22 protein-coding genes are annotated in these 20910 nt (G+C 58.2%); 11 read left to right on the forward strand and 11 right to left on the reverse strand.

All coding sequences use genetic code 11. The features are described from left to right. Positions 1-3: 3 nt before the first annotated feature. From JOE34_RS03160 to JOE34_RS03175, 4 genes are all read left to right on the forward strand, one after another. The gene (locus JOE34_RS03160; RefSeq protein WP_209995104.1) at positions 4-813 is read left to right on the forward strand and encodes a M90 family metallopeptidase; all 810 of its coding nucleotides are present in this window, start codon (positions 4-6) and stop codon (positions 811-813) included. A gap of 110 nt (positions 814-923) precedes the next feature. Further along, positions 924-1451: an inorganic diphosphatase gene (gene ppa, locus JOE34_RS03165; RefSeq protein WP_003317259.1), complete on the forward strand. Its 528-nt coding sequence runs from the start codon at positions 924-926 to the stop codon at positions 1449-1451. Positions 1452-1806: 355 nt separating this feature from the next. After that, complete coding sequence (locus JOE34_RS03170) at positions 1807-2538, forward strand: XRE family transcriptional regulator (RefSeq protein WP_004409537.1); 732 nt, start codon at positions 1807-1809, stop codon at positions 2536-2538. Positions 2539-2946: 408 nt separating this feature from the next. Beyond that, on the forward strand, positions 2947-3192 hold the full coding sequence (locus JOE34_RS03175; protein WP_209995105.1) for a helix-turn-helix transcriptional regulator: 246 nt from the start codon (positions 2947-2949) through the stop codon (positions 3190-3192). Between the two features lie 30 nt (positions 3193-3222). On the opposite strand, the gene JOE34_RS03180 is transcribed toward JOE34_RS03175, so the two are convergent. The 10 genes from JOE34_RS03180 to JOE34_RS03225 all read right to left on the reverse strand — a co-directional run bounded on the left by JOE34_RS03180 (position 3223) and on the right by JOE34_RS03225 (position 11313). Then, the gene (locus JOE34_RS03180) at positions 3223-4266 is read right to left on the reverse strand and encodes a WavE lipopolysaccharide synthesis family protein (protein ID WP_209995106.1); all 1044 of its coding nucleotides are present in this window, start codon (positions 4264-4266) and stop codon (positions 3223-3225) included. Between the two features lie 54 nt (positions 4267-4320). After that, positions 4321-4926 (reverse strand): hypothetical protein, encoded by a 606-nt coding sequence (locus tag JOE34_RS03185; protein WP_032663111.1) that lies wholly within the window; start codon positions 4924-4926, stop codon positions 4321-4323. Then, a complete protein-coding gene (locus JOE34_RS03190; protein ID WP_046718907.1) occupies positions 4923-6698 on the reverse strand; it encodes a hypothetical protein in 1776 nt (591 codons plus the stop codon). The genes JOE34_RS03185 and JOE34_RS03190 overlap by 4 nt, the downstream gene beginning before the upstream one ends. A 2-nt stretch (positions 6699-6700) precedes the next feature. Then, positions 6701-7021, reverse strand: coding sequence for a hypothetical protein (locus tag JOE34_RS03195; protein WP_003317241.1), 321 nt, complete (start codon positions 7019-7021; stop codon positions 6701-6703). Beyond that, positions 7018-7749 (reverse strand): glycosyltransferase family 2 protein, encoded by a 732-nt coding sequence (locus JOE34_RS03200; RefSeq protein ID WP_209995107.1) that lies wholly within the window; start codon positions 7747-7749, stop codon positions 7018-7020. Before JOE34_RS03200 ends, JOE34_RS03195 begins: the two co-directional genes overlap by 4 nt. Further along, a complete protein-coding gene (locus tag JOE34_RS03205) occupies positions 7746-8384 on the reverse strand; it encodes an HAD family phosphatase (protein WP_096114277.1) in 639 nt (212 codons plus the stop codon). Before JOE34_RS03205 ends, JOE34_RS03200 begins: the two co-directional genes overlap by 4 nt. 7 nt (positions 8385-8391) lie before the next feature. After that, positions 8392-9006 (reverse strand): phosphodiesterase, encoded by a 615-nt coding sequence (locus tag JOE34_RS03210; RefSeq protein ID WP_016567084.1) that lies wholly within the window; start codon positions 9004-9006, stop codon positions 8392-8394. A 1-nt stretch (position 9007) separates the two neighbouring features. Continuing rightward, complete coding sequence (locus JOE34_RS03215; RefSeq protein WP_024662686.1) at positions 9008-9769, reverse strand: glycosyltransferase family 2 protein; 762 nt, start codon at positions 9767-9769, stop codon at positions 9008-9010. A 66-nt stretch (positions 9770-9835) separates the two neighbouring features. Then, the gene (locus JOE34_RS03220; protein ID WP_010407784.1) at positions 9836-10540 is read right to left on the reverse strand and encodes an ABC transporter ATP-binding protein; all 705 of its coding nucleotides are present in this window, start codon (positions 10538-10540) and stop codon (positions 9836-9838) included. Beyond that, complete coding sequence (locus tag JOE34_RS03225; protein ID WP_032663105.1) at positions 10537-11313, reverse strand: ABC transporter permease; 777 nt, start codon at positions 11311-11313, stop codon at positions 10537-10539. The genes JOE34_RS03220 and JOE34_RS03225 overlap by 4 nt, the downstream gene beginning before the upstream one ends. A 306-nt stretch (positions 11314-11619) precedes the next feature. Between JOE34_RS03225 and yghU the strand changes: the two genes are divergently transcribed. The 7 genes from yghU (at position 11620) to JOE34_RS03260 (ending at position 19501) form a co-directional block, all read left to right on the forward strand. Next, positions 11620-12462, forward strand: a complete 843-nt coding sequence (gene yghU / locus JOE34_RS03230) for a glutathione-dependent disulfide-bond oxidoreductase (protein WP_003317234.1) — start codon at positions 11620-11622, stop codon at positions 12460-12462. Positions 12463-12664: 202 nt separating this feature from the next. Next, on the forward strand, positions 12665-13681 hold the full coding sequence (locus tag JOE34_RS03235; protein ID WP_004394003.1) for a PDDEXK nuclease domain-containing protein: 1017 nt from the start codon (positions 12665-12667) through the stop codon (positions 13679-13681). A gap of 79 nt (positions 13682-13760) precedes the next feature. Beyond that, complete coding sequence (gene metC / locus JOE34_RS03240; RefSeq protein WP_116895570.1) at positions 13761-14927, forward strand: cystathionine beta-lyase; 1167 nt, start codon at positions 13761-13763, stop codon at positions 14925-14927. Positions 14928-15029: 102 nt separating this feature from the next. Next, positions 15030-15275, forward strand: coding sequence for an exodeoxyribonuclease VII small subunit (locus tag JOE34_RS03245; protein WP_002551852.1), 246 nt, complete (start codon positions 15030-15032; stop codon positions 15273-15275). Continuing rightward, positions 15272-16159 (forward strand): farnesyl diphosphate synthase, encoded by an 888-nt coding sequence (locus JOE34_RS03250; RefSeq protein ID WP_024665259.1) that lies wholly within the window; start codon positions 15272-15274, stop codon positions 16157-16159. Before JOE34_RS03245 ends, JOE34_RS03250 begins: the two co-directional genes overlap by 4 nt. Positions 16160-16321: 162 nt before the next feature. Continuing rightward, positions 16322-18214, forward strand: a complete 1893-nt coding sequence (gene dxs / locus JOE34_RS03255; RefSeq protein ID WP_209995108.1) for a 1-deoxy-D-xylulose-5-phosphate synthase — start codon at positions 16322-16324, stop codon at positions 18212-18214. 72 nt (positions 18215-18286) lie between these two features. Further along, positions 18287-19501, forward strand: a complete 1215-nt coding sequence (locus JOE34_RS03260) for an AGE family epimerase/isomerase (RefSeq protein WP_209995109.1) — start codon at positions 18287-18289, stop codon at positions 19499-19501. 36 nt (positions 19502-19537) lie between these two features. Here the strand turns inward: JOE34_RS03260 and JOE34_RS03265 are convergent, their stop codons facing one another. Then, positions 19538-20302, reverse strand: a complete 765-nt coding sequence (locus JOE34_RS03265; RefSeq protein ID WP_003317227.1) for an SDR family oxidoreductase — start codon at positions 20300-20302, stop codon at positions 19538-19540. Positions 20303-20910 lie beyond the last annotated feature (608 nt).

Genomic DNA, 20910 nt, shown 5'->3' on the forward strand with positions numbered 1-20910 from the left:
ATCATGTGGTCATTCAGCAACTGGCGCAGGCAGCGCACGCTTGCCCGACACCCAGTTGCTGAAGAACTATGGCAGAACGTCTGCGCACGTCTGCCGATCCTCGATGGCCTGAGCAGCGGGCAGCGCGTGCAACTGCGTGACGCCTGCGTGCTATTCCTGCATGACAAGCACCTCAGTGCGCTGCCGGGCGTTGATCTGGATGACGAACAGCGGCTGCTTCTCGCCGCCCAGGCGCAGCTGCCGCTGCTGAACCTCGGCGAACTGAACTGGTATCAGGGCTTTCATGAAATCGTGTTGTACCCCGACGACTTCGTCAGCCCGCAGCGCCATCGCGATGCCAGCGGCGTCGAACACGAGTGGGATGGCGAGCACAGCGGCGAAGCCTGGCTGCAGGGCCCGGTGATTCTGGCCTGGCCCGGCGTATTGAGCAGCGGCGGCTGGGATGGCTACAACCTGGTGATCCATGAACTGGCGCACAAGCTCGACATGCTCAACGGCGACGCCAATGGCCTGCCGCCGCTGCACAGTGACATGCAGGTGACCGAATGGGCTCGCGTCATGCAAAGCGCGTTCGATGATCTCAACCGGCAACTGGACCATAACCCCGACGCCGAACCCGCCATTGATCCCTATGCCGCCGAAGACCCCGCCGAGTTCTTCGCCGTGACCAGCGAATACTTCTTCAGCGCGCCCGACCTGCTGCACGGCAGTTACCCGGCAGTCTACGAACAACTGAAAGCGTTCTACCGTCAGGACACCCTGGCGCGGCTCGACCTGCTGCATCAACAGGACCCGGCTTACCGGGACAGCTGACGGCCGCCAAGGCCATGCGTAGCAACCAAAACAGAATATGCCTATAATCCGGACCACTTTATGGCGGTTCGCGCCACAATCTGTCTGTTCAACCAGGGGGGCAATGCCCAATGAGCTACAGCAAGATTCCGGCTGGTAAAGACCTGCCGAACGACATCTACGTCGCCATCGAAATCCCGGCCAACCACGCGCCGATCAAATACGAAATCGACAAAGATTCCGATTGCCTGTTCGTTGACCGTTTCATGGCCACCCCAATGTTCTACCCGGCCAACTACGGTTTCATCCCCAACACCCTGGCTGACGACGGCGACCCGCTGGACGTGCTGGTGGTAACCCCATACCCGGTTACCCCAGGTTCGGTTATCCGCGCACGCCCGGTCGGCATCCTGCACATGACTGACGACGGCGGCGGCGATGCCAAAGTTATCGCAGTGCCACACGACAAGCTGTCCCAGCTGTACGTCGACGTGAAAGAGTACACCGACCTGCCGCCGCTGCTGCTTGAGCAGATCAAGCACTTCTTCGAGAACTACAAGGATCTCGAAAAAGGCAAATGGGTGAAGATCGAAGGTTGGGGCAATGCTGACGCTGCCCGTGCCGAGATCACCAAATCGGTTGCAGCGTACAAAGGCTGATCATCGATTGGCGTTTCAGGGCACGCCCCACCCGTGCCCTGAAACACGCTTCCCGCCCCTCCTCGCTGCACCTCCCCGCACACCTCGCTCGCTGAAACCCAATCCATCTTTTTTGCAGCACGCACGTTTAAAAATGCGCCCGGCTTTTAGACATTCAAGCAACAGTTCGTTAATGCCCGTATAGCGGGGGTAAACGCGCAATACCTCGTTTAGTGCCAAAAGCGCTATTACGGAATCCACCTACACGACATTCATTCCATCCGTAGTCCGGATAGCCACGCCCACCCTGGGATAACGTCGACGTCAACACCTCGTTCATTTAAACGCCCCGGCGACGCCCGTAGACTTCGCCACTATGAATACATCAGGTGATCGACTCCGCATCCTCCTTCGGGAGTGCCATCTCACAGCGACTGATTTTGCCGCCAACCGCAAAATCACGCCGCAACACGTCAATAACTGGTTCAAGCGCGGCGTGCCCATGGCGCGGATTGACGAGGTGGCTGAACTGTTGACCGTCAACGCCCGCTGGCTGCGCACCGGCGAAGGCCCCAAACACCCTAACGAATGCGCCAATGAAAACACTGGCGGCGATACCCGCGTCATCATTCATCAGGCCAGAAACGTGTCGCGCGGCGACGTGGAAATCCAGATCTTCATGGAAGCCGAATCCACCCACGGCGTCGGCAAGACCGTCCTCGCCGAAGCCCCCGGACAGAAAATCCGCCTGCCCCTGCAAGTCCTGCAGAACATGGGCATCGACCCGAAAAACTGCATGTGCGTCGCCATGGTCGGCAACAGCATGGCCGACAAGATCCAGGACGGCTCGATCCTCGGCGTCGACCGCGAGCTGACCCAGGTCATCGACGGCGAAATCTACGCCCTCGAACACGGCGGCATCCTGCGCGTCCGCTACCTCTACCGCCTGCCCAACGGCGGCCTGCGCCTGCGCAGCCACAACGACGCCGAATACCCGGACGAACTGTTCAGCGCCGAAGATATCGACCGGGAAAAAATACGGATTCTGGGCTGGATATTCTGGTGGTCGACACTGAACAGCCGACGCAATGCCATGCTGCTGTTATGAGGTGTTTACGGCTGAAAAGCATTCGGGCTGGGCATGGAAGGCGAAGTTCAGTATCCTGTTCGCCATCCAGAGCACCTGACGCAGTCATGCGATGCGGTGTTTGAACGGGGCATGTGATCCGTTTGCCCTGTTGCCGATTCGCGCTTCTTCAAGAGGCGCATCTGTTGAAGGCGATTGCGGTCTATCAAAAATAGATCAGAACCGCCTACGAGAAGCCGGCCACAAGCCGGCTTTTTAATGCCTACAGCTTTCTTACTGCGGCTGGACAGTGGATATCATCTGCTTGAGAAGCTTCCCGCTAAATCAGCCGCTGGCAGCACTTTGCTGGCTATCCCGGTCGAAAACCCACTTTAGGATAATCCCAAGTCAGGTTTATTCAGGTAACCGGACTATTAGAGGGTTTGCCAAGTGAAAACCATCCATAACGCTCGCTACCAGGCGTTGCTTGATCTTTTGCTGGAGGCGCGCAATGCAGCCGGTATGACGCAAAAAGAATTAGCCGTCAGGCTAGGGCGACCGCAGTCGTTTATCTCGAAGACAGAGAACGCCGAGCGCAGGCTCGATGTCATCGAGTTCATGGATGTGTGCCGGGGGCTCGGGGCTGATCCATATGCGTTGCTCAGCAAGCTGGATGAACGCTTGCGTAACGCGTGACGTATTTCGATACCTACACACGCCCAGCCCTCAAACCCGATATGACTCCGCATGCGCGACCTTCCTGAGCGTGCGCCAGTACGAGCGGATGCGCTTGGCGAGGGTCGGTGAGGTGCTGAACAGTACGATGGTCGCAAAGGACACCCACCAGCCGGGGCGCAGGCAGGTCAGCAGGTATTGATTGAGCCAGATACGCGCAATTCTCAGCCTGTAGCCCTTAGGGTCGAGGCTCTGCAATTGCTCTATCGCAGAGGCCTTGTAGAGTGTGGTCAGTACGCGGCGGCTGGTCAGAAAGCGCTCCGGAAAGTCGACGCCAGCCTCGCAGTGGTTGAGGACTCTGAAGTTGCGCCTCAAGATGTTGTCCCATAACTTCAGGTTGCTCAGCCCTACCTCGCAGGGTCGCGCGAGCAGGGCCTCAATACCCTTCCTGCGCATGACACCCAGCATCAGTGCCTGCTCGCTCACCATGCGCGCGGACGTGTAGCCAATGAAGTTGCCAAACGGATTGCGAGACGGCCTGGCGTTGAAAAGCGCGTCCCTTTCGAACAGCGGTTGCCCCCACATGGCGAGCATTGCGCCGCGCGTGCCGAATTGAACCAGATCCGATATGTGGAACAACATCGGCAACCGTTCAGGGTCGCGAATATAAAGCGTCGTGGTGGTGATGGGCGTGTCGAAAAGTTGTGTCTCGCCCGGCTCGGTATCATCAGACTGGCCTATGACAGCCAGTGCCGCGCTGGTCAGGTTATGGTCGGCGCGCATTTTCATGACATAGGGTCTTGAAGCGCTCTGAATACCGCATAACGTCGATAGCAGCATGCGATTGATGTTGATCTGATTTCCGGCGTCATCGACGAAGGCACCCGGATCATCCGACATGACGATCTGGTCCGCCTTCACATCGGACGTATCTTCATGACGCCAGGTCGAAACGATGATTTCGGCTTGAGGCAGGTGCGTACGGATCGATGCGATGCAGGCGAAGATATTTCGTTTGGAACTCAGGTTGCGATACAGAGGGCCCTGAATAACCACGCTGATTTTTCTGGAATCAACGGCCACAAGATGAGGCATGTGTTTAACCTTGTAATGAGAAGCGCCTGCTACCGACGGCTAACGGCAGATCGGTCAATGGGATCTTGGAACACGCCGAAAGACGCGCAGAGCAACACGCCTCATTCGGCGCAAGACGCCGGCCAGCCTTGGAATACTCATCAGCACTCTCTCAAGACGGGTGACCATGAGCAGCCTGCCAATCTGAACGGAACGGACTGAGGCTGTTGTGCTTGCCGGTAAATTGTTGAACGAGGCATTGAGGGTTCGCGAATAAATGCCCAGGTGCATGGCGGGCACCATGATCACGAGATTTCGCTTTCGCAGCCTGGCGCTCAGATAGTTGTAACGAGCAATTTTCTGGATGAAGTCCATGCAGGTAGCCGAGTCATGCTGGCCAAAATCAATCAGCACCCAGTCGCTTTCGACTTTATCCATGTGCTGGGCAATTCTGTTCGCCACAATGCCGCTTACACCATTGTCGTGAAGAAAATCATCCAGGCAGAACAAAGCGTGTTCGGTCGATGAATCGCTGACGGGTAGTTCGGAGAGGTTGTAGCGGTCATCAATCACAAGGACGGGAACAGTCTTCCTATGCTCGTGCTGGATGCGCGCCAGCTGACAGATCAGTTGATGGCTGGCGGTACTGGAGCTCAACTGAGAAACGACGAATATCTTCACTTCGCCCCCTTGCTGTAGGACATGAAGGGAGTCGAGTTGTAGATGGCTTTCACAGCAGCCCACAGGCTTTCAAAATAGAAACTTTTCCCGTTATTTCGATAAGCACGAACGGCCGAAATCAAAATGCCAGGGAGTGACAGAAGGTTGTGGTGAAAGTAATCATCCTGCTGACGAGCAAACCAGGTCTGCGTGCCGCGTTGACGCAACATATTGCGCACTTCGCAGCTCTGCGTGATCAGTGTCTGTTTGGCCAGCGCAGGGTCTGTGAGGAAGCGATTGACCAGAAACTCCTGACGCGTACTCGGTAGCTGGTCGAGCAAGACGAGCCTCTCGAAGTCGCCGATAAACTCTCTGACCGTCTCACTGTCGTTTTTGAAGGTGGACTGCTGAACTACGTTATCGATCAGTTCGATCCAGGCTCGAACAGAGACGTGATCAAGACCGGTTGGAATGACGACCGCCGACGGGTTGGCCAGGTATTTGTCAGCAAATTGCCGCAATCTGGCCAGCGCGGTCTCGGCAGACAGGTTCAAAAGAGGTTTCTTTTCCAGCAGTGACACATAACAAGGCCCCGATACGCCGAGACATCCGTCAACGGATTCGACCGGAGCATTGCCACCCAGCAGCGCCCGGGAGGTCACTGACTGAGTGATGCCGAAAGGGTTGATCCGGTTCGGAATACCCGCGCGAGACGCTCGCAATGCATGCTCGATGTCTTCGTATTCCACCCAGTGCAGGGACTCGTCCAGCGGCCAGGCATTCCATACGTCCTTGCGACAAATGTAGAGACTGCCTGTCGGGTAACTTGCATCGTTGTTGTAGCGCATCGGGCTGGCGAAACAGAACCCGGTCCGGTCGACGTCCGGGAATATTGAAGGCGCAATGGACTGAGCATTACCGCTGGTGCGGTGCAGCCCCAGCAGCCCCTGCGCGACCTCGTCCATAGCCATGCCGTAATCCGAGTAACGCCGCGGATGCATGCTGATTCGGTTATCGAAGAACATGCTTTGCAAGGTCATCAACGGATAGCGCGGACCAAAGCGGCGGACAACTTCCCCGAAGTGTTTTGGCAAAAAGACGCGGTCATGCAGGATCACCAGATTGCTGTGTCTGGCCTCCAGCGCGAGACGGTTTTTCTTCTTGCAGATCTGCACGGGCGGGGCCGTGATGTCCTCCCCCACGATGCGGACCTTGTCGAAATAGGCGAAGTTACTTCCCGGTGTGCCGCACAGCAGTATCTCCTTGTGCGGGATGTCAGTTTCCAGAATGCGCTTCACGACGGCATTGAGAACGGTGGCGTCGCCTGGACCGACAGGAATGCCGAAGGTCCAGCTGTCGAGATCGTCGTTCGATTCCGCAGTCAGCCTGGACACTTTCTTGTAAGTGACCGAGCTGGCCGAACGCGCAATGACCTTGAGCGAGCCGGCGAAGTAATCACGATCCAGATAACACTCGATAGGCGAGTCTTCGATAACCGTGATTTTTTCGCCAACATTCAGAAAGTGCGCACCGTCCCACAGCAGCAGGGGTGCCAGCGGCGAATCACTCTGGACACCATAAAAACAGTAGCTACCCGACCCATACAGACACAACGGACGCTGTGCGGCATGCAGTTTCTTGATCACCCTTTCAGGCTTGCGAAAGGGATGCGCGCGAAATGAGATCAAGCTGGAACAGTCATGGGGCAGCAGCAGCCCCACCGGGAGGCTGCGCAGACTGCCAGCCGCTATGTAACCGAGGCTTGGGTGATGCTGCAGATGGGTCGTTTTCATGGTCAGACGACGTACTTGTCAGCAAGCGCACCTGGCACCTTCACGACAACGGTGGTCGCATCGGTGAGCGCTTCGAACGCCGTGATGTCACCCGGTTCCAGAACGATGATGTCGCCGGCATGCCAGACCTGATCGCGCATGTTGACTGACCCGGCGATGAGCACGGTTATCTCGGTGGCGACCTTGTGGTAATGAGCCGCTTCCTTTTCACCTGCCTTGTAGGTCTTGACCCCGACCTCACAGGACTCGGTACTGAAAACTGCAGGTTCGAATCCGCCCACGAACCAGCCTTTGACCATGTCTTCCAGTCTGGCCGTTTTCATCGCATTTCTCCTGCTTCGAAAGCGTGGAGCTGACTGTCGGTTTTCAGTGGCCGGTACTGATTCGGTTCGATCCGGTAGGCGCCGATCCTCTTCTGCAAGAGCACCAGCTCATTAAGGGCGGGGGCTATGTAGAAGTTGTCGTTGACCCTGGCGTCCTTGCGAATCATCTCCTTGGCCGCCGATACGAACAGCGAGCCGGACTTGAACCAGTACACACCTGCAATGGCGTTTGAGCTGATCGGATTTTTTTCAGCAGCTTCGATAACCCGGCAGTCGCTATCCAGGCGCGCGAATGAATAACGAGGGTGCAGAGAATTGAAGATGACCACTCCGGCATCCTCATGACTTTCCCGAAACGCGCGCACTACATCCTGCAGCTCGATATCCAGAGAATCGCTGACACTGAGAATCAGCAGTTCATCATCGTTGTCGATTTCTTCACTCGCCAGAAGCGCCGTGCACGCCGCACCCCGGGTGATGTTGTGAACCGGCAGAACACTGGCCGACGGGTGCATCTGCGGGACCATGTTGCGAAGGTGCAGCCGGGCGATATCGTGGTTCGAGAATGTGCAGATCATCCTGCGCGGCTGAAGTACTGCGCAGTTATCTATCAGTTTATGAATCAGTGGCTTGCCGTTGTATTCGCACAGGTAGTGCGGGTACTCGCCCTCATCGTGCGGCGCCTCTGACTGCCTGCCGGTCAGAAGGATGATGTTCAACGCGCTCACAGGACTGCCGCCTTTTCGAAGTTGATCTGCTCGACTTTGCCAAGAATGTTATTAAGGTTTACATCGCAGGTTTCAGCCACGACCAGCACATGTGCGCCGGAGTCTCTTGCGGCCTTGATGCCATTCTCGTTGTCCTCGACGATCAGGCACTCTTCAGGCCGAAGACCCAATTGGCTGATGGCCTTGGTATAGATGTCCGGCGCTGGCTTGGCATGCCTGACGTCTTCGTTGGAGAGCCGCAGATCGAGGTATCGGTCGAGATCTGCCCTGTTCATCATGACCTCCACGGTGTTGCGAATGGAGTTGGACGCCACTGCCAGCTTGTAACCCAGCGCTTTCAGTGATGACAACGCGTATTGATGCACAAAGGTCGGTTTGCACTGGGCGTAAACGATCTCCATGGTGTACTGCTGTTTCATCTCGTTGATGAAGGCGTGCAACGCAACCGGCAGGTCGCGTTCGACACTCAGCATGTCGAGTTTGCGCGAGGTGGGCAGACCGTCGTAGGCGGTGAGGTGTTCGTGGCGACTGATGTTGTAACCGAACAGGCTGAGCGCTTTGTTCAGTGCGTCGTAATGCCATTCCTTGGCGTCGATAAGGACACCGTCCATATCGAAAATCACTGCCTTGATCATGATTGCCTCACGTGAAGAAAGTGGCTGCGTCTGCGGGAAGATCAGTGCACAGCATCAAACGGTCCTGCGACCTGAACTCAAGCAATTGCTGCCACAGGGCGTCATGACCACGCCCGTGCAATTCGGGTGACACCACACAAATCCGCTTGCCCAGGGAAAGAAGATCGCCAATGACCTGGTTGGAGAACCACTCACCCTCAAAACCGTCAAGCCAGACGCCTGCAGCCTGTTCAAGCCAGGCAGGCGAAGGCTCAACGTCGCTGAGACGGGTGTAAGTGATGAGGTTGGCGTTGAGGTAACTGCGCATGTCCGGAACCGCCATATCGAAGGCGAACCAGTTGGTATGGCCGTACCGCGCGAAGGTTTCAGCGAGAGCCTGCGCCAGGCCATCCGCCTTGACGTTGATGGCCAGCGGCAGGTTGCGGCCCGCCATGATGTCGAGCAGGCCGTCCAGCGTCAGCTCGCCGCCCGCGGGCATGTCGTGGGAAATAACCAGCTGGCCAGCCACATCACGGACATCGGTTTCGGTGCCGAAGCCAAGGTCGAATGATCGATGAAAAGCTTCGGGCAGATTGCGCTCTGGCCTTTGCAGCCAATAGCCGCGATGGCTGATGATCTGCATGTCAGGCCTCTTTTCCCGAGGCTGCCTGCCTGCTCAGCGGCAACGACAGGAACTGGTTGAGGTCTGCCGGGATGCCCAGGCCATACATGCCATGACCTTCTGCACCAATGCTGTAATGAATGACCCTGGCGCCCTGCCCGATAAGCTCGTTGTAAACCGGTGCGACATAGAACTCGCCATTGACGCGAAGATCTTTCGCGACCATCGCCTCGATGGCCGATATCAGTTGACCTGCACGGCGAAAGTTATAGATGCCGACAGTGGCCTCGTCAGAGATAACCTCTTTTTCCACCACACGGTCGATCAGGCCTGCTGCACCGAAGCCCACGAACGACCATTTCGGATCGCTGGCTTTCATGGTCATGATCAAGCCCTCTGCATCGCTCTCGTTAATTACCTGCAGATAGGCGTTTATATCCACATCGACGTACTGGTCGCTGTTGGCAATCATCACTTGCTGGCTGTCATCGAGCAGGTGCCTCGCTGCATACACCGAGCACGCAGCGCCCCCGGTCAGGCCGCCGAGTTCGACGATCTCGCAGCCGGGCGCCCAGGTACGCAGTTTTTCCCTCAGCCCGTAACGGGCGACCTGTTCCGCCTGACAGATAAAGATGAATCTGTGCGGGCACTCCGGCGTCAGGTTGTCGATCACGACCTTGATCATCGGTACACCATGTACAGGAATCAACGGTTTGGGATCGGTGTAGCCCGCAACCGCAAAGCGACTCCCGGCCCCGGCCATCGGAACGATAATTTGCAACATGGAAATACCTTTATGAATGGAGTGATGGCCAAGTTGATTGGAAGCATGGCATCGCGAAACAATGAATCAGTAATAACCGTGCTCGGTCATCCGGCCACGCTCGAGCGTCAAGTAACGCTGGCAAAACTCTTTACCTTCTTCTACTGCGTGGGTAACAAGAATCAAGGCCATCCCGTCATCCTGCATCATGCGAATTCGTTCGTGGCATTTGCGCTTGAACTCTTCGTCCCCTACCGCAAGAACTTCGTCAGCCAGTAATGTCTGAGGCTCGACATGAACGGCGACTGAAAAACCCAGCCTCATGTACATGCCTGACGAATAGTTCTTTACCGGCGTATCGATGAAGTTTCCCAACCCGGAAAAATCGACAATCTCGTTGAAACGCGAACGCACTTCCTTGTTACTCAATCCAAACAGGCTGGCATTGAGGTAGATATTTTCCTCGCCGGTCAGTTCAGGGTGAAAACCCACCCCTATTTCGATTAGCGGTGCCACCCGACCCACGCTGGTCAGACGCCCACTGGTGGGCACAAGAATGCGTGAGACCAATTGCAACAAGGTACTTTTACCTGAACCGTTATGCCCCACCAGTGCAAGCGACTCACCTTTGTGCAAGGTGAACGATACATCGCTGACTGCCGTGAATGTTTCGGCACGTTCACGGTATTGAGCGTCAAACAGCCCGAGAAACTTCTTCTTCAAACCGCCTCTGTTGTGGCGCAGAACAAACTGCTTGGTGAGGTTCTCTGCCTTGATGACGACGCGACTCATAGATACTCCACCACGTTGTCCACCTTCCTGAACATCAACAGGCCCACAAGCAGCGACGCAGCGCCCATGAGCACGCACAGCAGCAGATCACGGGGCTCCGGAACGACTCCGGTATGCAGAATGCTGGTGAAAGTGTTGAAGTACAGGCCTATCGGGTTATAGGCCGCAATGCGGGCGATACCGTCGGGCAGCGATGAGGTCACCCATACGATGGGTGTGAGCCAGAACAGCAAGGGTAGAAACACGTCGATGAAGTGCTTGGCATCCCGTACGGTGACCTGAATGACACTGAGCGCCAGACCAAAGCCCATGATCAATGCCATGAATGCGATCAGCACAATCGGATAAAACAACAGCGCACGCGAAAAGACGCCACCGAGCATGGCAAACAGCGATGCATAGACGAGCATGCAGCCGGCCCAGAAAACAACGATTGCCAGCGCACCGGACACGGGTAGTAACAGACGGGGAAAACGCAACTTTCGAATGAGGTTGCCGTTATTGATCAGCCACTCTCCGCTTTGCGAAACAATTTGTGCCAGAAGCATCCAGTGCACAACACCTGTCACCAGGTGCAGCGCGAAGCGATCCTGACTGCTGGGCAGAATATAGGTGAACACCGTGTAATACGTGAGTGTTACAACCAGCGGATTGCCCAATGACCAGACAAAGCCCAACGTTGCGCCCATGTAACGGATTTTTATTTCCTTGGAAACAAGATTGATGATCAGGTCACGCCACTTCATAACGCCCGGACTGCAAAAAGACGGCATACGGTATCCAGCTATTAATAGGTAAATCAGAGAGAGCGACTTTGACAACCAAGATCATAAATGGCTAACCTTATGGCCTCATGCTGCGAACACATGTTCTCTTCTTTTACCCAGCCACAGCTATAGGATGCCGCCTTAGTTGCTGTAGGAATATTCCACAAACTCCCAGCGGTAGCGAAATGAGCCCCTCGCCACACTCGTTCACGATCGCAAGGCACTTCCCTGCACCCGCGTTGATCTATAACGTCAATGGTCCTTTGCAACACGACCGGTCCAGCGATCACCCTTGAACAAGCGAGGCTCCTCATGACCCAAACGTCCTACACCCCGCCGAAGGTCTGGCAGCAGGAAACAAAAGCGGGCGGCACGTTCGCCAGCATCAACCGGCCCGTCGCCGGCCCCACGCACGACAAGGTGCTGCCGGTCGGCAAGCACCCGCTGCAGCTTTATTCGCTGGCCACCCCCAACGGCGTGAAGGTCACGATCATGCTCGAAGAGCTGCTGGCGCTCGGGCACAGCGGCGCGGAATACGATGCCTGGCTGATCCGCATCTCCGAGGGCGATCAGTTCTCCAGCGGCTTTGTCGAGATCAATCCCAATTCCAAGATCCCGGCATTGCTGGATCGAAGCCATGAAACACCTGTTCGGGTATTCGAGTCCGGCTCTATCCTGCTGTACCTGGCAGAGAAGTTTTCCAGCTTCCTGCCCGCCGACCCGGCAGGCCGCACCGAAACGCTGAACTGGCTGTTCTGGCAGATGGGCGCTGCGCCGTATCTGGGTGGTGGTTTCGGGCATTTCTACGCCTATGCGCCCGAAAAACTCGAATACCCCATCAACCGCTTCGCGATGGAAGCCAAGCGCCAACTCGATGTGCTGAACCGTCGCCTGGGCGAGCACCGCTACCTGGCTGGCGACACCTACACGATTGCCGATATCGCGGTCTGGCCATGGTATGGCGCGTTGGTGCAGAACAAGGTGTATTCGGCTGCCGAATTCCTCTCGGTACACGAATACCCGAATCTGATTCGCTGGACAGAAGAAATCGCCGCACGCCCTGCCGTTATCAAAGGCCAGAAGGTCAATCGCACCTGGGGCGAAGAAGCCGATCAGGTTCCGGAGCGGCATCAGGCGTCCGATCTGGATAAATAAGGCACACGTCAAGTCCTTCGCGGACAGAAACCTGATGCTACAAACCCAAAGGAAACTCTGGAACAGAACGTCCTGATCTGCACGTAAAGTAGCCGACCTTAGCCACCGCCCAAGGACGCGCCTTTATGAGCCGAACAACTGTTCTTCCAGACTTTCGCTTGCAATCGCCCATCAGGTCGCCACGCAGTGGAGTACTTTCAGTATGAGTACTCCCAACACACCGCATACGCCTGTACATGATCGCTTTGATGAAGTGCTCGCCATGATCCGGAGCGCTCGACAGCAGGCCGCACAGGCGGTGAACACCCAATTGATCGAGCTTTACTGGCAAGTCGGCGCTTACATCAGTCGCAAGCTTGAAAACGCTGAATGGGGTGACGCGGTGGTCACCCAGCTTGCCGAGCATCTGGCCACCACCCAGCCAGGACTGCGTGGTTTCACGCGCAGCAACCTTTTTCGCATGCGTCAATTCTATGAGATTTACCGTGCAGAAGAGAAAGTCGCGCCACTGGCGCGACAATTATCCTGGTCACATAACCTGATCATTTTCAGCCAGAGCAAGCGTCCTGAAGAACGCGAGTTCTACCTGAAAATGGCAACTCAGGAAAGGTGGTCAAAACGCGAACTTGAGCGCCAATTCAAGAACGCTCTATTCGAGCGCACTGTCACCCAGCCAGCCAAAGCCTCGGCGATGCTCAAGGAAACCCGGCCGGCCGCACTGGATATATTCCGTGATGCCTACATGGTGGAGTTTCTGGAGCTGCCACCGGGGCACGCCGAGGCGGACCTGCATGGCGGCTTGTTGAAACGCCTGAGGGACTTTCTGATCGAGCTAGGCCGCGATTTCTGTTTTGTCGGCTCCGAGTACGCGTTGCAGGTCGGCGGCCAGGACTTTGCTCTGGATCTGCTGTTTTTCCATCGAGGCCTCAACTGCCTCGTTGCCATTGAGCTCAAGGTCGGCCGCTTTGAGCCCGAATACCTCGGCAAGCTGGACTTCTACCTGGAAGCGCTGGACCGCAACGAACGCAAACCCCATGAAAACCCGGCCATTGGCGTTTTACTCTGCGCCAGCAAAAACGACGAAGTAGTCGAGTACGCTCTGAACCGCTCGCTTTCACCCGCGTTGATTGCCGAGTACCAGACCCGCCTGCCGGACAGACAGTTACTGCAAGCGAAACTGCATGAGTTCTACGCGAGCGCTATGTTGAACGATCAGTGATACCTGCCAGGCGCACGATGCATTACGCTTGCGGGTACCAGCGCCGCAGCCTGCAAGCCTTTTCCACCCGGAGCCTCCAATGCCGCAAGACAAAGACCCTCGTGCCCACACCGCCCTGTCGCAATGCGGCCGCAGTGCCAGCAGCGGGCCCGGGATTGCGGTCAACCCACCCGTCGTACGCCTCAGTACAGTGCTGTTCGACAGTCTGGAAAGCTTGCGGCAGGCGGAAATTCGCACCGCGGGGCCTGAGCGCTCGCTGACTTACGGTGCCAACGGCAACCCGACTGCGTTTGCCTTGCAAGACCTGATCTCCGAGCTCGAAGGCGCACACGGCACCTGCCTGTACCCGACCGGGCTGGCCGCAGTGGCGCAGATGTTTCAATCGTTTCTGCGTCCCGGCGATCATGTCCTGATGACCGAATCGGTCTATGGCCCTGTTCGGCGGCTGGCGAAAACCATGCTGACCGCCTTCGACATCCAGTTCGATTTCTACGCGGCCGACGGCAGTAACGTGGAATCGCTGATCAAGGCCAACACCCGGATGATCTATGCCGAGGTGCCCGGCTCGCTGACATTCGACATGTGTGACCTGCCTGCCCTGTCACAGCTGTGCAAAGCAAGGAATCTGCTGCTGGCTGTGGATAACTCATGGGGCTCGGGGGTGTTGTTCAAGCCGCTGGAGCTGGGCGCGGACATTTCGCTGATGGCCCTGACCAAGTACGTGGCCGGCCACTCCGACGTCATGATGGGCAGCGTCAGCACCACCGAAGCGCACTGGCATGCCCTGAAAACCATGAACACCGCCGTGGGCAATACCGTCAGCCCTGATGATGCCTATCTGGTGCTGCGTGGTGCCCGCAGTCTGGCGGCGCGCATGGCCATGCATGAGCGTCACGCGCTGCAAATCGCACAATGGCTGCAGGCCCAGCCCCAGGTTGCCCGCGTGCTCTATCTCGCGTTGCCGGACGATCCAGGCCACGCGATCTGGAAGCGCGACTTCCACGGCTGCAACGGCTTGCTCAGTTTCGAATTCAATACCACCGACCGGCAGGTGCTGGATCGCTTTACCGGCGCGTTGAAACTGTTCGGCGTCGGCTACTCCTGGGGTGGGTTTGAAAGCCTCATCACGGAAGTCGAACAACACGGTCCTGACCGCGGCGCTGGCCCGATGCTGCGGCTGCAGGTCGGCCTGGAAAGCCCGGAAGATCTGATCGCAGACCTGCGCAACGGATTCGCGGCAGGTTGAACCCGGCAGCCGCTTGAAGAGCGCAGGTCCGTCGCCGCAATTTGCCCAGACGCCCTCGCTCTGCTAGTGTCGCGCGGTTTAACCTCTACCGGAAATGCCCCCATGGCCCGCAAGAAAGCTGCACTGGATTTCGAACAGTCACTCGCTGACCTGCAAGCGCTGGTAGAGCGGCTGGAGAATGGCGAGTTGTCGCTGGAAGACTCCCTGACCGCCTTCGAGCAAGGTGTACGCCTGACCCGCGACTGCCAGAGCGCCCTCACCCAGGCCGAGCAGAAGGTTCAGGTGCTGCTGGAACGCGATGGCGAGCTGAGCGAAGAGCCGTTCGACGATGCGGAACTCCCCGAATGATCGCGAGCTATCAAGCGCAAAGCCAGACTCGCGTCAACGCAGCACTCGACGGGCTGTTCAAGGCTCCGGGCCCTGAGCTCGAACGCCTCTACGAAGCCATGCGCTACAGCGTGATGAACGGCGGCAAGCGCGTGCGCCCGCTGCTCGCGTATGCCGCCTGCGAAGCACTGGGCGGTGTAGCCGAGGATGCCAACGGCGCCGCCTGTGCCGTTGAACTGATTCACGCCTACTCGCTGGTACATGACGATTTGCCGGCAATGGACGACGACGACCTGCGTCGCGGCCAGCCGACCACGCACAAGGCCTTCGATGAAGCCTGCGCAATCCTCGCCGGTGACGGCCTGCAAAGCCTGGCCTTCACGGCCCTGCTCGCCCCCCACCTGACGTCACGCGATGCCGAGACGCGTCTGCAGATGGTTACCGCCCTCGCGAATGCGGCCGGACCGGCAGGCATGGTGGGTGGTCAGGCTATCGATCTGGGTTCAGTGGGGCTGAAGCTCGATCAGGCCGCGCTGGAATACATGCATCGCCACAAGACCGGTGCATTGATCGAAGCCAGCGTCCGGCTGGGCGCACTGGCCAGCGGTCACGCCGATCAGCCGCGGCTCGATGCTCTGCAGGTCTACGCGCGTGCAATCGGCCTGGCTTTTCAGGTTCAGGACGACATTCTCGATGTCGAAAGCGATACCGCGACCCTCGGCAAGCGCCAGGGTGCCGACATCGCCCGCGACAAGCCGACCTACCCGGCGCTGCTGGGCCTGGAAGCGGCCAAACACTACGCACTGGAACTGCGTGATCAGGCGCTGCAGGCGCTGAGCCCGTTCGATGCCGCCGCAGAGCCATTGCGCCAGCTGGCGCGCTATATCGTCGAACGTCGCCACTGACAACTGTCACCCGAACCGGAAAATCCGCTGAATCAACCACGCTTTATCGTGGTCTCAGTCATTACACATGTCAGTCGGCAGATCATCCGCCGACTCACTTCATGGGCAGCGTACGATGCATAAGGTAAACTGCCGCCTCTTTTACTTATAACGATTCGCCTGATGCCCACGACGTTCAAAGAGATCCCCCGCGAGCGCCCGGTCACGCCGTTGCTCGACCGAGCCGATACCCCGCACGGCCTGCGCCGTCTGGGCGAAGCCGAGCTGGAAACCCTGGCCGATGAGCTGCGCCTGGAATTGCTGTATTCCGTTGGCCAGACCGGAGGGCATTTTGGTGCCGGTCTCGGGGTCATCGAGCTGACCATCGCGCTGCATTACGTTTTCGACACCCCGGACGACCGTCTGGTGTGGGACGTGGGTCATCAAGCCTATCCGCACAAGATCCTCACCGGCCGTCGCGCGCGCATGTCCACCCTGCGCCAGAAGGACGGGGTTGCGGCCTTTCCGCGTCGCAGCGAAAGCGAGTACGACACCTTTGGTGTCGGGCACTCCAGCACCTCGATCAGCGCCGCGCTGGGCATGGCGATTGGCTCGCGCCTGCAGGGCAGCGAGCGCAAATCGATTGCCGTGATCGGCGACGGAGCGCTGACTGCCGGTATGGCCTTCGAAGCGCTGAACCACGCGCCGGAAGTGGCCGCCGACATGCTGGTGATCCTCAACGACAACGACATGTCGATCTCGCGCAATGTCGGCGGGCTGTCGAATTACCTGGCCAAGATTCTTTCCAGCCGCACCTACAGCAGCATGCGTGAAGGCAGCAAAAAGGTGCTTTCGCGCCTTCCCGGCGCCTGGGAAATCGCGCGGCGCACCGAAGAGTACGCCAAAGGCATGCTGGTCCCGGGCACGCTCTTCGAAGAGCTGGGCTGGAACTACATCGGTCCTATCGACGGCCACGACCTGCCGACCCTGATCGCCACCCTGCGCAACATGCGTGACCTGAAAGGCCCGCAGTTTCTGCATGTGGTGACCAAGAAGGGCAAGGGTTTCGAGCCGGCCGAAGTCGATCCGATCGGCTATCACGCCATCACCAAGCTCGAGCCGCTGAATGCGCCTGCCGCGCAGAAAAAGATCAGCGCACCGAAATACTCCGGCGTATTCGGCCAGTGGATCTGTGACATGGCCGACGCTGACGCACGGCTGGTCGGCATCACGCCCGCGATGAAGGAAGGTTCGGACCTGGTCGCGTTCAGCGAACGCTTCCCCGAGCGTTACTTCGACGTGGCCATCGCCGAACAACACGCAGTGACCCTGGCTGCCGGTATGGCCTGCGAAGGCAGCAAGCCGGTGGTGGCGATCTATTCGACCTTCCTGCAGCGTGGTTACGATCAGCTGATCCACGACGTCGCGGTACAGAACCTCGACGTGCTGTTCGCCATCGACCGCGCCGGACTGGTAGGCGAAGACGGCCCGACTCACGCAGGCAGCTTCGACCTCTCCTACCTGCGCTGCATCCCTGGCATGCTGGTGATGACGCCGAGCGATGAAAACGAACTGCGCAAGCTGCTCAGCACCGGTTACCTGCATACCGGCCCTGCGGCAGTGCGCTACCCACGCGGCACCGGCCCTAATGCGGTGATCGAGGCCAATCTTGAACCGGTCGAGATCGGCAAGGGCGTTGTGCGGCGTCAGGGCCAGGGCGTTGCGATACTGGCGTTCGGCGTGCAACTGGCCGAGGCGTTGGTGGTGGCCGAGAAGCTCGACGCAACAGTGATCGACATGCGCTTCGTCAAACCACTGGACGAAGCCTTGGTGAGCGAAGCTGCCGCCAATCACGAGTTGCTGGTCACACTGGAAGAAAACGCCGTCATGGGCGGTGCCGGTGCTGCGGTCAGCGAGTTCCTGGCACGCGCCAATATCCTCAAGTCGGTATTGCACCTGGGGCTGCCGGATGTCTACGTCGAGCACGCCAAGCCTGCGCAGATGCTCACCGAGTGCGGCCTGGATGCCCAAGGGATCGAAGCCGCGATCAACGAGCGACTGGCGCTGATTGGCTGACTGCCAGAGGTTCCTCACGCGCCTGGCGTGAGGAACGATCATCACCCGTCTTGGTGCAGCAATCCTGATAACATGCTGCGCACCTCGACACTGCCGCGATGCCAGCCGATGCCTCATGTGACCCGTTCCGCCTCCACGCCTGAATTGACCTCGTTGTTCGCCGCCTTGCAGCAGCACTTCATGCAGGTCGTCGTTCCGCTGTGGCAGGGTCCTGGCTGGAACGCGCAACTGGCATTGCCCTACGAAGCACTCGACGCCGGCGATCAACCGTTGCCGCCGCAACGCTATCGCGCCATGGCCTGTGCGCGTCAGCTGTTTCTGTTTTCCAGCCTCATCGATCACGCACAAGTGCCAGATGCACGGGCGCGGGCCGGTGAATTGTTCCGTTCTCTGCAACAGCACTTCCACGATGCCGAGCATGGCGGCTGGTTCTACAGCATCGACCCACAGGGCAAGCCGCTGGATCGCCGCAAGGACCTCTACACCCACGCCTTCATTATTTTTGCCTGCGCGCATTACTGGGCGAAAGTGCAGGACCCGCTGGCAGAGTCGGTGCTCAACGCAGCGCTCAACGTTGTGGCAGAACGCTTTGCCGACGACGACGGGCTGTACGAGGCGCAGCTCGATGAAGACTGGTCGGTGTTGGGCACCGGCCCGCTGCAAAACCCCTTGATGCATCTGGCAGAGGCCTTTCTGGCCACCCTGTCGGTGCGTGCCGACCCTGCCACGCAGGCGGCACTGGACGCGCTGGTTATCCACATGCAGCGCCGTTTCGTCGATACGGCAACCGGCGTGATGCTGGAGAAGCCTCTGGGCGCTGTGGATAACTGGTACGAGCCAGGTCATCAATTCGAATGGTTCTTCCTGCTGCAATCGTCGCCGGAACTGCACGGGCGCGAGCTGCATGAATCCATGACCCGCGCGTTCGCCTACGCCCAGGCGCAGGGTGTCGATCCACACAGCGGGGCTGTGACGGCGATGCTGACGCTCGATGGTACGGTACGCGATGCAACCCAGCGTATCTGGGCCCAGGCGGAATACCTGCGGGCCATGGCCCTGCGCCCGGACTGCGAGCTGGCCTTGACTCAGCAGTTGTCGGCCTTCGAGCAGCGCTTTCTGCATGCCAAGGGCTGGAACGAGTGCGTCGAGCCCGATGGCAGGGTCAGCCGCAGCGACATGCCGTCGACCACGCCCTACCACTTGGCCACCTGCTACATCGGCCTGGCGGATTTCGTCGAAAACCGCTTCGTCAGCGCATTCCCGCCGCCAACGCCGGCAGACAGCTGATCGGGCCAAAGCTGCGCGGCCCGATCAGCACGTCAATCAACCGCGGTTGCGATCAATCGCAAAGCCGGCCCAGGTCTGGCTGACTGGCATCAGTTCCAGGCTGTTGATGTTGACGTGGGCGGGCGTGTTCATGATCCAGAAGATGGTGTCGGCGATGTCCTGAGGCTGAATCGGCTCGGCACCTGCGTAGGTGGCGTCGTACTTGGCCTGATCACCGCCGAAACGTACCAGCGAAAACTCGCTCTCGCACAGCCCCGGCTCAAGGTTGGTGACGCGCACGCCGGTGCCGATCAGGTCGTTGCGCAGGTTCAGCGAGAACTGCCCGACAAAGGCCTTGGTGCCACCGTAGACGTTGCCGCCTGGATACGGATAGTTACCGGCGACCGAACCCAGGTTGACGATGCTCGCGCCGCGACCATGCGCGATCAGGCGTGGCAGCAGCAGACGCGTGGTGTACACCAGACCTTTGACGTTGGTGTCGATCATGGTGTCCCAGTCATCCAGATCGCACTTGGGCGCAGGATCGATTCCCAGCGCCAGGCCGGCATTGTTGATCAGCCCGCGAATGCTGCCGAACTCTTCAGGCAAACCTGCGATGCCGCTCTCCATCGCCTTGCGGTCACGCACATCCAGCACCAGCGTATGCACCTTGGTCTGCTTCGAAAGCTCGGCGCTCAAGGCATCCAGACGGTCCTTGCGTCGACCGGTCAGCACCAGCGACCAGCCTGCCTCGGCGAAACGGCGGGCACACGCCTCGCCAAAACCGGAAGTGGCGCCCGTGATGAATACAGTGGAAGTCATTTCATTCTCCTGACATGGCGCAAAAACAGCGCTGCCTGTTAATAAGTTTCTGGCAAGGGCAGCAGAATGCCCGTCAGCGGGACATCGATGCAACAACCGAGTGTATTTGTACAAAAAACAACCAACCCGAAGCAAGCCTTGCGCCACGGGCCTCACAGACACTTTTGCCCACCTTATCCACAGTCAGACCCACAATCTCTGGGGGCAAGTCAGTGACGCTGCACGTCACGTGTTTCGGGGCCTGCAGCGTATCAGGCGAAGTTTTTTCCTTGACTTTGCCCGACACCACCAAGAGGTCGCCAAGCGTCAGAAAACGGTGATGGCCTGTAGCCCAGACCCTATAACGTCCGGGGCAGTCTTTCCAAGGCTTGTTAACAGACTTATCCACAGGCTGTTAACCTGAAAAAACTGTATGAACGACCAGCCTCTACGCTGTTGACAAACGCCCCGTAAAGTTGGCCGAAAACCTCTGTACGAAATTTAACCACTCTTCTACAGGCCTTATGCATAAAGGGCTGTAGGCAAATACTCCCAAGTTATTAACAGCCAGTTCCACAGTAAACCTGAACAAGTCAAAACGGTGACAAAACAATCATTTGCAGCGGTTT

It is taken from the genome of Pseudomonas sp. PvP028 (assembly GCF_017832255.1).
GTDB lineage: Bacteria > Pseudomonadota > Gammaproteobacteria > Pseudomonadales > Pseudomonadaceae > Aquipseudomonas > Aquipseudomonas syringae.